Source organism: Salegentibacter holothuriorum (assembly GCF_900168045.1).
Classification (GTDB): Bacteria; Bacteroidota; Bacteroidia; order Flavobacteriales; family Flavobacteriaceae; genus Salegentibacter; species Salegentibacter holothuriorum.
Genome location: NZ_FUYY01000001.1, coordinates 407093 through 419670 on the forward strand (window position 1 = coordinate 407093; position 12578 = coordinate 419670).

Annotated in this window: 7 protein-coding genes; 5 read left to right on the forward strand and 2 right to left on the reverse strand. The window is 37.1% G+C overall.

Annotation, left to right across the window (positions count from 1 at the left end; all coding sequences use genetic code 11):
- Positions 1-18: 18 nt before the first annotated feature.
- Positions 19-6693, reverse strand: coding sequence for a malectin domain-containing carbohydrate-binding protein (locus B5X51_RS01855; RefSeq protein ID WP_079719159.1), 6675 nt, complete (start codon positions 6691-6693; stop codon positions 19-21).
- Between the two features lie 710 nt (positions 6694-7403).
- On the opposite strand from B5X51_RS01855, the gene nadA reads away from it, so the two are divergent.
- Both nadA and nadB read left to right on the forward strand, forming a co-directional pair.
- Positions 7404-8330, forward strand: coding sequence for a quinolinate synthase NadA (gene nadA / locus B5X51_RS01860; RefSeq protein WP_079719160.1), 927 nt, complete (start codon positions 7404-7406; stop codon positions 8328-8330).
- Positions 8331-8335: 5 nt separating this feature from the next.
- Positions 8336-9919: an L-aspartate oxidase gene (gene nadB, locus B5X51_RS01865; protein ID WP_079719161.1), complete on the forward strand. Its 1584-nt coding sequence runs from the start codon at positions 8336-8338 to the stop codon at positions 9917-9919.
- Positions 9920-10017: 98 nt separating this feature from the next.
- Here the strand turns inward: nadB and B5X51_RS15875 are convergent, their stop codons facing one another.
- Positions 10018-10173, reverse strand: a complete 156-nt coding sequence (locus B5X51_RS15875; protein WP_176132709.1) for a hypothetical protein — start codon at positions 10171-10173, stop codon at positions 10018-10020.
- A gap of 12 nt (positions 10174-10185) precedes the next feature.
- On the opposite strand from B5X51_RS15875, the gene B5X51_RS01870 reads away from it, so the two are divergent.
- From B5X51_RS01870 to B5X51_RS01880, 3 genes are all read left to right on the forward strand, one after another.
- Entirely contained in the window at positions 10186-10845 is a 660-nt protein-coding gene (locus B5X51_RS01870) for a haloacid dehalogenase type II (RefSeq protein ID WP_079719162.1), read from the forward strand.
- A 248-nt stretch (positions 10846-11093) separates the two neighbouring features.
- On the forward strand, positions 11094-11288 hold the full coding sequence (locus B5X51_RS01875) for a hypothetical protein (RefSeq protein ID WP_079719163.1): 195 nt from the start codon (positions 11094-11096) through the stop codon (positions 11286-11288).
- Positions 11289-11430: 142 nt separating this feature from the next.
- Positions 11431-12381, forward strand: a complete 951-nt coding sequence (locus tag B5X51_RS01880) for an aldo/keto reductase (RefSeq protein WP_079719164.1) — start codon at positions 11431-11433, stop codon at positions 12379-12381.
- Positions 12382-12578 lie beyond the last annotated feature (197 nt).

Consider the following 12578-nt stretch of genomic DNA (forward strand, 5'->3'; position numbering starts at 1 on the left):
TTTTATTATTACACTTCGTTATCTTCTGACAATTAAGTTCATATTCATGTATTCATTAGTATTCGTTTTTAATTTCACTATATAAACTCCTGAAGGAAGCATAGATACATCAAAATTATACTTACCAGATTTTTTCTTATTAGGGAAAGTATATGTTTTAGAAAGTACTCCACTAAAATTATATATATAAATTTTTTCCACTATTACAGATAAATCAGAGATCTGAATAAATACATCATAAGCAGCCGGGTTGGGATACATTGCTACAGAAGTCTCACTAACTGATAAAGACAGATTCTCTTCCACATTATCTTCCTCTAAATTAATCTGTTCTTCAAGAGCTGATACATTATCTGATGTATCTGGAACTTCTGAAGATACTTCTAAAATCTCTATCCCGTTGATCAAAGGGTTTTCAATTGCTCCGTGAATAAATGCGATCTCTAAAAGTCCATCTGTTACTTCAACTTCTTTAACAAGTACTCCTCCAACCTGATGCCCAAAAATATCCGATAGATCTATATCATCTAGAGAAGGATATACTACGCCTTCAATAGAAACATCAAATATTCGTTGTCCAGCGGCAGAAGTTCCCGAATAACTATTCCCCATATACAAACGTATCTCATACTTTCCCGGGTTATCTACTGGAAAAGCATAGGTCATATTTGGGGCTCCAGAACCGCTATCATAACGTTCAGTACTGTAAATACTTACAGGGGTCGTGGATTGATCTACAGCTGCAATATAACTTATCATACTGCTGGCAAACGTACTATTAAGTCCGGGATGTGTTAAGTAAGTTGAGTTGCTCGTAGAAGTATCTTCTTCCCAGTCTAACTTCCCATCGATCGAAGTAATACCAGGTCCCCCGGCATTTACACGATACAGAACTTCATCGGCCACCTGTTGCTCTATAACACTTACGCTAAAACTCTGTTCTATATAATTCAAGTCAGAATCGGTAGCACGGATCGTAATACCTGAAACCGCCGGAGAGCCAGGATAACTAATACTAAGCATGCTGCCAGATATTACAGCCTCTATAGCTGTATTGGTATTGCCGGAAACACTATAGGTGAGATTCTCCACACCATCATTATCATCAAAATAAGATAGAAGATTGATATCTTCAGTGACAAATCCTACTGTTCTTTCAATATCTGGAAGCTCTAGCGATATTGTGGGGCTGCCGGAATTAATCTCCCAGTTAAAACTAAGACTTACAGCATCAGCAGTTTCACCGTCACTATCATCTATGGTAACAGTAACAGCATAAGGACTGTTTGCCGAAGCTCCCGAATTAATTGTTCCGCCTATTTGCCCATTAGTAGGTTCTATGTTCACTCCGGGAGGAGCTCCGCTTATACTATAAGTTAAATTACCATCGCCTCCACTAGCCACAACTGCCAGGCTACCATCTAAAGCATCACCCTCATAATTGGTCTGATCTGCAATAGGCGTCAGCTCTATAGGAATTTCTGATTCAACTATCCAGGTAAAACTAAGACTTACAGCATCAGCAGTTTCCTCGTCATTATCATCTACTGTAACCGTAACGGTATAAGGACTATTTGCTGAAGCTCCCGAATTAATTGTTCCGCCTATTTGCCCATTAGTAGGTTCTATGCTCACTCCAGAAGGAGCTCCGCTTATACTATAAGTTAGATTACCATCACCGCCACTAGCCACAACTGCCAGGCTACCATCTAAAGCATCACCCTCATAATTAGTCTGATCTGCAATAGGCGTAACCTCTATAGGAATTTCTGATTCAACTATCCAGGTAAAACTAAGAGTTACAGCGTCAGCAGTTTCACCGTCACTATCATCTACCGTAACAGTAACTGCATAAGGACTGTTTGCCGAAGCTCCCGAGTTAATTGTTCCTCCTATTTGACCATTAGTAGGTTCTATGCTCACTCCAGGAGGAGCTCCGCTTATACTATAAGTTAAATTGCCATCCCCGCCACTAGCCACAACTGCCAGGCTACCATCTAAAGCATCGTTTTCAAAATTAGTTTGATCTGCAATACCTGATACATTGATTGGTGTATCTGGAACTTCTGAAGATACTCCCAAAATCTCTATCCCGTTGATCAAAGGGTTTTCAATTGTTCCGTGAATAAATGCGATCTCTAAAAGTCCATCTGTTACTTCAACTTCTTTAACAAGTACTCCTCCAACCTGATGCCCAAAAATATCCGATAGATCTATATCATCTAGAGAAGGATATAATACGCCTTCAATAGAAACATCAAATATTCGTTGTCCAGCGGCAGAAGTTCCCGAATAACTATTCCCCATATACAAACGTATCTCATACTTTCCCGGGTTATCTACTGGAAAAGCATAGGTCATATTTGGGGCTCCAGAACCGCTATCATAACGTTCAGTACTGTAAATACTTACTGGAGTGGTAGATTGATCTACCTTAATATTATAGCTGGTCATTCCACCGGAAGCATAAGAATTATTATTTCCTGCCTGAGAAAGATATATAGATTTATTAGCATTGGTATCCTGCTCCCAACTTAACTTCCCATCGATTGCAGTAATACCAGGTCCCCCGGCATTTACACGATACAGAACTTCATCGGCCACCTGTTGCTCTATAACACTTACGCTAAAACTCTGTTCTATATAATTGAAGTCAGAATCAGTAGCACGGATTGTAATATCTGAAACCGCCGGAGAGCCAGGGTAATTTATGCTAAGGATGCTGCCCGATATTACAGCCTCTATAGCTGCATTGGTATTTCCGGAAACACTATAGGTGAGATTCTCCGCACCATCATTATCATCAAAATAAGATAGAAGATTGATATCTTCAGTGACAAATCCTACCGTTCTTTCGATATCTGGAAGCTCTAATGATATTGTAGGGCTGCCGGAATTTATCTCCCAAATAAAGCTAAGACTTACAGCATCAGCAGTTTCACCGTCACTATCATCTACCGTAACAGTAACGGTATAAGGACTGTTTGCTGAAGCTCCCGAATTAATTGTTCCGCCTATTTGCCCATTAGTAGGTTCTATGCTCACTCCAGAAGGAGCTCCGCTTATACTATAAGTTAAATTGCCATCCCCGCCACTAGCCACAACTGCCAGGCTACCACCTAAAGCATCACCCTCATAATTAGTCTGATCTGCAATAGCTGATACATTAATTGGTGTATCTGGAACCTCTGAAGATACTCCTAAAATCTCTATCCCGTTGATCAAAGGGTTTTCAATTGCTCCATGTATAAAAGCGATCTCCAGCAAACCATCTGTTACTTCAACTTCTTTAACAAGTACTCCTCCAATCTGATGTCCAAAAATATCCGATAGATCTATATCATCTAGAGAAGGATATACTACGCCTTCAATAGAAACATCAAATATTCGTTGTCCAGCGGCAGAAGTTCCCGAATAACTATTCCCCATATACAAACGTATCTCATACTTTCCCGGGTTATCTACTGGAAAAGCATAGGTCATATTTGGGGCTCCAGAACCGCTATCATAACGTTCAGTACTGTAAATACTTACAGGGGTCGTGGATTGATCTACAGCTGCAATATAACTTATCATACTGCTGGCAAACGTACTATTAAGTCCGGGATGTGTTAAGTAAGTTGAGTTGTTCGTAGAAGTATCTTCTTCCCAGTCTAACTTCCCATCGATCGCAGTAATACCAGGTCCCCCGGCATTTACACGATACAGAACTTCATCGGCCACCTGTTGCTCTATAACACTTACGCTAAAACTCTGTTCTATATAATTCAAGTCAGAATCGGTAGCACGGATCGTAATACCTGAAACCGCCGGAGAGCCAGGATAACTAATACTAAGCATGCTGCCAGATATTACAGCCTCTATAGCTGTATTGGTATTGCCGGAAACACTATAGGTGAGATTCTCCACACCATCATTATCATCAAAATAAGATAGAAGATTGATATCTTCAGTGACAAATCCTACTGTTCTTTCAATATCTGGAAGGTCAGAAGATATTGTTGGACCATCAGAAGTTACATTTAGAAAGTCCCAGGTTCCTTCCAGCTCTACCCCAATAGTATTAGAAGTACCTATCATACCTACCGCTAAATCATTTTCAGCATTTTGTAAAGACTGTAAAATTGGTTCCTTAGCAGTAATAATTCCCAATATAACCTGAACACCTGCATCGAAGGAGTATTTTAAAACTATCTCTCCATTGGAAGGATTAACTACAAAATAGAATGATACACTACTATTTGGCCGCTCTAAAACAGGAATATTTATAGTTATGGGAGTTTGAGGAATATCATTCACCTCTTGAAGAGCTACCAGGCCAGAGGGAGTAATAACAAATTTTATATAATTACTTTGCGTTCCATCGCCAATAAAAAATCCGAGTTCTCCATTTGCAGGAGAACTAGAGCCATATAATTGTACAGGTCCATTAAAATTAGCTATACCTCCTTCTACAGTAAATTTGCCCGAATTAGCATGAACCTGAATACCATATTGAAATCCTTTTTCCTGATTATTACTAGAACCCAATGCGGTTCCAGAGGTCATCTGCATGGTCATCGCTCCAATTGCTCCTCCAAGAATATCGTTTTCATTAGGGTCATTGGGGTCATCACGACGGTCGAGCCAATTCAGCCAATTGGGGTTCGGACTCCCATTGTTCATTATGCCGGTTAACCCAAGCCCTTTATACCCGCCCAATTCTGTATTACTTGTAAAGAGCTCATTAGTTACAGGAAGTAAAAAAGCATCACTTCCTAACTCCTCAGGATTCCCTAATTGAAATGCATCACTTTCATCTAGAATACCGTCTGCGTCATCATCCAGATCATTTAGATCAGACACATTCGATCCATTATTTGATTTATCAAAATCGTTTGGCTGTGATCCTCCGTTACATGGGTCTGTCCCGTTATCTTCTTCATCCTGATTGGTATAACCATCAAAATCATAGTCAGCATTTGCATCGTAACCAGGTTCTCCCGGTAATTTACATTCTCCGAAATCCTGAGGCTCCAGTACTATAAGCTTTCCATTTAAGGTAACTACCCATATAGTACCTGGGAATATTTCACTGTCGCTATTACAGGTAACTCCCAAAGCATCTCCGCCTAATCCTGATACAAAAGAAGGAGTAAGTTTACTAAGGCTTCCATCTGGTTTAAGTTCTACCCTTCTTAGTTCACCCGTATTCACACCAGCTATAAGATTACCTTTCATTGCTCCACTAAAGTTGCTAGCTGTATATTCATCTATACCATTTGTATTAGTTCCCCATATAGTAATGATATCGTCTACCGGCCCGTCAGGATTAGCTATACCCGGTCCTCTCCAATCCCCTTCAACAGGATTTGCTACAGCAACGGGGGGCCAATCAGCGGGAAGTCCAATATTGGGATCATTAGTAAATTCCCCGGTATTCTTTGTTGGGTGATATTTTTTTGTTCTGAAAACTGCACCTGTATTTCCATTTTTAGAGGGGTTTGTATATAGACCCGCTCCAAATGGATTTGCTCTAATAGGAGTTGGATGGCCACCATAAAAAGATCCTAAAGAATAATTTTGGATATTCGGTGTGATTAGCTGCAAATGATCTTCGTTATTAACCTTTTCTCCTTCCGAAGAAACGGTGCTACCGGGTTCGTTCGGGTCATAATCATTTGTAGCATTACCTCCACCTTCATTAACCGGGAATCCTCCCCAGCCTCCATTTGAGCCGTTTTCTGTAATATAAACCGCTCCAGCCTCTGTCAACACCAGATCATAAGAATTTCTAAACCCAGGTGAAAAAATTTGTACAGGTCCTCCGGGTACAATTTTAGCCTGGTTCAGCCCATCATTTCCGCCAAATGGATCATTTATATCCACTCCGTCATATCCGGAGATATCTGGATTAGTGATCCCATTTTTATTTGGGCGGGTTGGATCATCCAGGGTAGGAAGATCATATAAGTATTTTCTGCCATTATCGGTTTTAATCGGTAAACTATTTATCATATCTAAGTTAACTGATAAAATCGCAGCAGATAATGCATATTCTGTAGTATATGCAAAATTTACCGAAGGTGAACCGGCATTTGTATGCCCACCCTGAGCTACAATGAGATAATTGACTCCATTTATAGTAGCTAATTCCATACCGTTAGTAGCATGATTTTCTTCTGAACGTGGAAGTCCGCGCACAAGATCTACTACATCCCATGAATTTCCATTCCAGGTGAAACGGGTAATAATACCTGAATTGGTATCCAGGTCAGTATCTCCGCTTCCTCCTCCTCCACCTCCACCAATTCTGAAATCACTGGAAGCTACGTATATCACGGGATTTGCTGCGGTACCACCCACGGTAAGCCCTGTTGTTTCTCTTAATGTTGAACTGTAAAGACTACCGTCATCATTATGATCCTGAATAACTGATATACCTGAAAGAGTTTCAGCAGCAATTACTTTATAATCAGTTGCTGATGTACGCTGAATAGTAAAAATTTTAATAGCGCCTGTATATTCAGCAACGTATAAACGCCCGTCTGGCCCAAACATCAATGAAGTACCATTGGATATTGAACCATTACCATTAAAATTTAGATTGCTTTGGGAGAAACTTTGTCCGTATAAATTCATACTGAAAATAAATGCACCTATACTTATCAATAAAAAAATAGTCCACCCCTTTATAAAGTTATTCTTTTTCATCCCATTATATTTTTTGTCAAAAAAATAGTTTTCAATAAATTATTCCATCAAAGCTAAATGGTCACTATCAAGGGGCAGAGATAAACTTAAAAACACCTACTTAAAGGTTTTTTAAATCTTTTTAAATTCTATTTAACCTACATTACTAGAAAGTAAATTATTTTGGGGCTAAAAATAATACGATGTATCAATCAACTAGATTATTACAAAGTTTAGGGACAGTAAGAAAAATTAGGGAAGTTCTGGGGAGATTTTACAATACTAAATTTAGTGAAAAAATCACTAATTAATTTAAAAGATTAGAAAAATCTCATAAATACTATTATATCTATGCTCACAAAGAGACAAATCTAAAAAAATCAAAAGCTATCTCAACCATCTGAAAAATAGCTGCGATAAACATAATGCTAAAGAATCCCGATTCACATAAAATAACGAACTTCCACAACACCATTTTAAGAAGGAAATAAAAATTTGTTTTAAAAGATAAATTAAGAAGTATTACTTACTCAAAAGAATTTTAAAAGAAAAGGAAACCATAGTATCAAACTGAATTACAGCAGGTTTTCTCATATTGATCTTAAATGTCCCATTAATAGCTTACTCACCTGAACATAATAAAAGATTATTTTATCCAAAAAAAATGACTCTCGTCATTTCTCTTCAACTATCATAGTCCTACTTTTCCGTTCCATATAAACGGAAAAAAAGTGAATTTAAAGCAAGAAATTTTAAAGCTTAAGTCGAAAAAAAATGCGGTTATTTTAGCGCATTACTATCAGCGTCCAGAAATACAGGAGTTAGCAGATTATGTGGGAGATAGTCTAGGATTATCTCAAAATGCTGCAACTACTAATGCTGATGTAATTGTATTTGCCGGAGTACACTTTATGGCTGAAACAGCAAAGATTATTAACCCGACAAAAAAAGTGATTTTACCAGATTTAAATGCAGGATGTTCTTTAGCAGATTCCTGTCCCCCAGATAGGTTTAAAAATTTTATAGCAGCACATCCTAATCATACGGTCATTACCTATATTAATTGTTCTGCAGAAATTAAAGCGATGAGCGATTTGGTTTGTACTTCTTCCAATGCTTTAAAAATAGTGAATTCTGTACCAAAAGAAAAGCCTATCATTTTTGCTCCTGACAAAAATTTAGGAAAGTATATTATGAAAGAAACAGGAAGAGAAATGCTACTATGGGATGGCAGCTGTATTGTGCACGAAGCATTTTGTATAGATAAGCTTTTACAGCTTTATCAACAAAATCCAGATGCTGTAATTATTGCGCATCCAGAGTCTGAGGAACATATTCTAAAAACAGCTACTTATGTTGGCTCTACTGCTGGAATGATAAATTATGTCAAAAAGCATCCAAATACTAAATTTATTGTGGCTACCGAAGCAGGAATTTTACATGAAATGAAGAAGGAAGTGCCCAAAGCAACATTAATTCCCGCACCCGCAGAAGAAGATAATACCTGCGCATGTAGTGAGTGTGCTTTTATGAAGGTTAATACGCTTCAAAAATTATATGACTGTCTTCTCACTGAAAGTCCAGAGATAAAAGTTGCCGAAATCACCAGAAAAAAAGCATTGATCCCAATAGAACGAATGCTAGAACTCTCCATTTAATAGGTATGATTGTAACAGATTATTTAGTTATTGGTTCGGGTATCGCAGGCTTAACATTTGCGGTAAAAATAGCTTCAAAACTTAAGGATAAAACGATCTGCATTGTTACCAAGGCAGATGAAGATGAGTCCAATACAAAATATGCTCAGGGAGGCGTTGCCGTAGTACTGGATTTTAAAGAAGATTCTTTTCAAAAACATATTACAGACACTTTAATTGCTGGAGATGGCCTTTGTGATGATGCAGTGGTAAAAATGGTTGTTGAAGAGGGACCAAAAAGATTTAAAGATTTACAAAATTGGGGCGCCAGTTTTGATCAGAATAAAACAGGTGTTTTGAATTTAGGTAAAGAAGGAGGACATTCAGAAAACCGAATTGTTCATCATAAAGACATCACTGGATACGAAATTGAGACTTTATTATTAAAACGTGTCCACGAGCTAAAAAATGTAATGGTGCTGAATCATCACTTTGCGGTTGATTTAATTACCGAGCATCATTTAAAAACAGACAAGCACGAAGATATTTCATGTTACGGAGCTTATGTTTTGAATCAAGAAACCGGCACTATTGAAACCATAAAAGCTCGTTCTACATTATTAGCAACCGGAGGAATTGGAAAAGTATATGGCCATACTACAAATCCAAATATAGCCACAGGTGATGGTATAGCGATGGCATTTCGGGCAAAGGCCTACATCTCAGATATGGAATTTATTCAATTTCATCCTACTGTTTTGCACGATAAAAACCAGGGACAATCTTTTCTTATTTCTGAAGCTGTAAGAGGTTTTGGAGCATATTTGAGGAATAAAAAAGGGCAAAGATTCATGTTAGATTATGATGAGAGAGGAGAACTGGCTTCAAGAGATATTGTTGCTCGTTGTATAGATAATGAATTAAAAAACACTGGAGAGCCTTGTGTATATTTGGATTGCACCCATATTACCAGTAAGAAATTTAAAAGTCATTTTCCTAATATCTATAATGAATGCGCATCAAGAAATATTAATATTGAAAAGGCCTGGATTCCTATAGTGCCTGCTTCTCATTATTTGTGTGGAGGAATTGAGGTAGATAATAACGGAAAGACTTCTATAGGAAATTTATTTGCTTGTGGCGAATGTTCAAGAACAGGACTGCACGGCGCTAACAGGCTAGCCTCTAACTCACTATTAGAATCCTTAGTGTATGCGCATAATGTTTACCATTACATGAGTACCCATCCCACTGCATTAACGTCAAAGAATATACCAGATTGGGACGATAAAGGAACTATTGAAATCAATAGCTTTTTTATACATCAAAAAACAGAAGAATTACAATACATAATGCGAGAGTATGTAGGAATTGTGAGAAGCAATGAACGGTTACTGAAGGCTTCAGAACAACTAGCAATATTATATCAGGAAATTGAAGCGCTTTATAAAACCTCAAAGTTAAACACAACACTTTGTGAATTACGAAATATGGTTAATGTGGCCTATTTAATAATTAATCAATCTATAGAAAGAAAAGAAAATAGAGGTGGCTATTTTAATATAGATATGCTTGAAAAAATAAAGGTTTTTGAAAATGGTATTGCCTAAATTAGAAAAGTAACTCTCAATAGAAATAGCAGATAAGGAATGTCTCTTTGATTCATAGTCGTTTTGAAGCTTCTAAAGGATGACTGGCGGCAACTAAATTATTCTTGCCTTAAATGGGATTGGTCATAACACAACCTTGCTTTCATTCCAGGAAAATAAAACCAATTAATTTTATTTAAATCAAAAAAGAATGGTTTTCTAACCGCATCTTTTTTATGGTTTTTATATAAAGAAAACTTATCTTTCTTCTTCAAAATCTGTGCTTTATGAAACCAAAAATTATAATTTTTGATGTGAATGAGACCCTTTTAAACCTATTCTCTTTAAAGGAGGAGGTAAATGCTGCTTTAGAAAATGAAATGGGTTTTGAGGTTTGGTTTCCAAAATTGCTGCATTACTCTCTTGTAGAAACCACTACGGGAAACTACAGGAATTTTACTGAAATTGCTGCAGCGACTTTTAAAATGATCTCAGGGAAATTTGATAAAACGTTTACCAATACAGAAATAAAGAGTATACTTTCGGAAATCACCAAACTCCCTGCCTTCCCAGATGTAAAACCCGGATTGGAACAATTAAAAAACGCAGGTTACACGCTTATCGCTTTCAGTAATGGGAAACCTGATGTATTAAAATCTCAACTGGAATTTGCTGAAATAGATTCATTTTTTGACGGTATCCATAGCGTTGAAGAAATTAAAAAATACAAGCCACACCCTGAAAGCTATCAATATATTCTGGATAAATTCGAAATTAAAAAGAATAAGGCTTTAATGGTAGCGGCTCACCCCTGGGATATCCTGGGTGCAAAGCGCGCAAATCTTAAAACCTGTTTTATAAAAAGGCAGGGAGAAAGCTTCTATCAATTAGCTCAAAAACCTGACATATCAGTTAATGGGATTGATGAGATTCTGGAAAAATTATAAAATCAGGAAGTAATTTTATTCTATAAGCTAAAGCCCTCATGAAAAATCCGTCAATTTCTTTACACTATTTTTTAATCTTAATGTTTATAAAAGAAAGAAACGCTTAACAATTAATTGACCTTAAATTAACCTTGAAATAATTCTTAAACACTAATTTCAAACTTCCTATTTAACTGATTATTAAAAAAAATTCGATTGCAAAAACTTTAGTGAGACCTGTGATAATCGGATTTTGAAAATGGAAGCGAATGAAAATAGTAGGAAAAATATTAATGACCCTTGGGGTTTTATTGGGAAGTTTCGTCCTTATTGGCTCCTTTACGTTTGAGCTGGAAAATACACTTAATGCACCTCCAAAAATATTCGCTATAGTTTTAGGCCTGGGAACAATTGCTGCTATTTTCGGTATATGGAAAAGCAAAAGTAGTGCTACGGAAGAATAAATAAATTTACCAAGCTCAAGCTTTTCACTCCATCACTCCTGAATTTCCATTATTTCCTTTCCAAAGTTAAATATGTCCAAAACTTCAAGTAGAATTCGCCTTTCTTAAATCTGATTATTAATTTTAGTGAAAATGCTAAGAAATGAAAAAAGTTGAATTAGGAAAGTCAGGTTTAAAATCTGCTCCAATTATCTTTGGCGGTAATGTTTTTGGCTGGACATTGGATGAAAAAGAGTCTTTCAAAATGCTGGACGAGCTTTTTGAATTAGGTTTTACTACTTTAGACACTGCCGATGTTTATTCTCGCTGGGCAAACGGCGTACCCCACGGGACTTCAGAAAGAATTATTGGCAAATGGCTGAAAGAGCGCAAATTAAGAGATAAAATTACGCTTATAACCAAAGGCGGCTCTAGTTTACAGCCCAGCGGACCAAAGAATAATTCCAGAGACTACCTTACCGGCGCGATTCAAGATTCCATGCTTAGACTTCAAACCGATTATATTGATCTTTATTTCACCCATTTTGATGATGAAGAAACCCCGGTAGAAGAAGCGTTGGAAGCTTATCAAAAATTTATGTCCAGTGGCGAAATAATGCATATTGGAGCTTCAAATTTTTCTACGGAAAGATTGCAAGAATCCATAACTGGAGCTGCTGAAAAAGATTTACCGGCTTATGAAGTTTTTCAACCGGAATATAATTTAATGGTGCGGGACAAGTTTGAAGGCAAAATCGAAGAGATTTGTTCTAAAAATAATTTAGGTGTAATTCCTTATTTCTCCCTCGCCAGTGGATTTCTAACTGGAAAATATCGTGAAAAAGAAGACTTTGAAGGTAAAGACAGAAAAATGTTTACAGAGAAGTTTTTAAACCAGCGCGGAGAAAGAATTCTAAAAATCCTGGATCAAATTTCTGAAAAGCATAATATTTCTCAGGCCGGGGTTGCTCTTGCGTGGTTAATAAAAAGACCCGGTGTAAGTGCGCCAATTGCCAGTGCTACTAAATCTTCTCACCTTAAATCTTTTACCGAAGCCATTGAGGTTTCGCTTTCAAAAGAAGACATGGAGATTTTAAATAAGGCCAGTAAATAGGATTAACAAAAAATAAAAGCCCGTCTTAAGTAGAGATTGCTTCAGCTAAAAAGCTTCGCAATGACGTACAAAACAAACTATACGTCATCGCGAAGCCGCATTGTTCGGCAGTGTAAGCAATCTCATCCAATTTATCCATAAAAAGATTGCCTCCTTATAATTCTTCTAAAGTCCAATTATTCCTTGCAATGACAAAT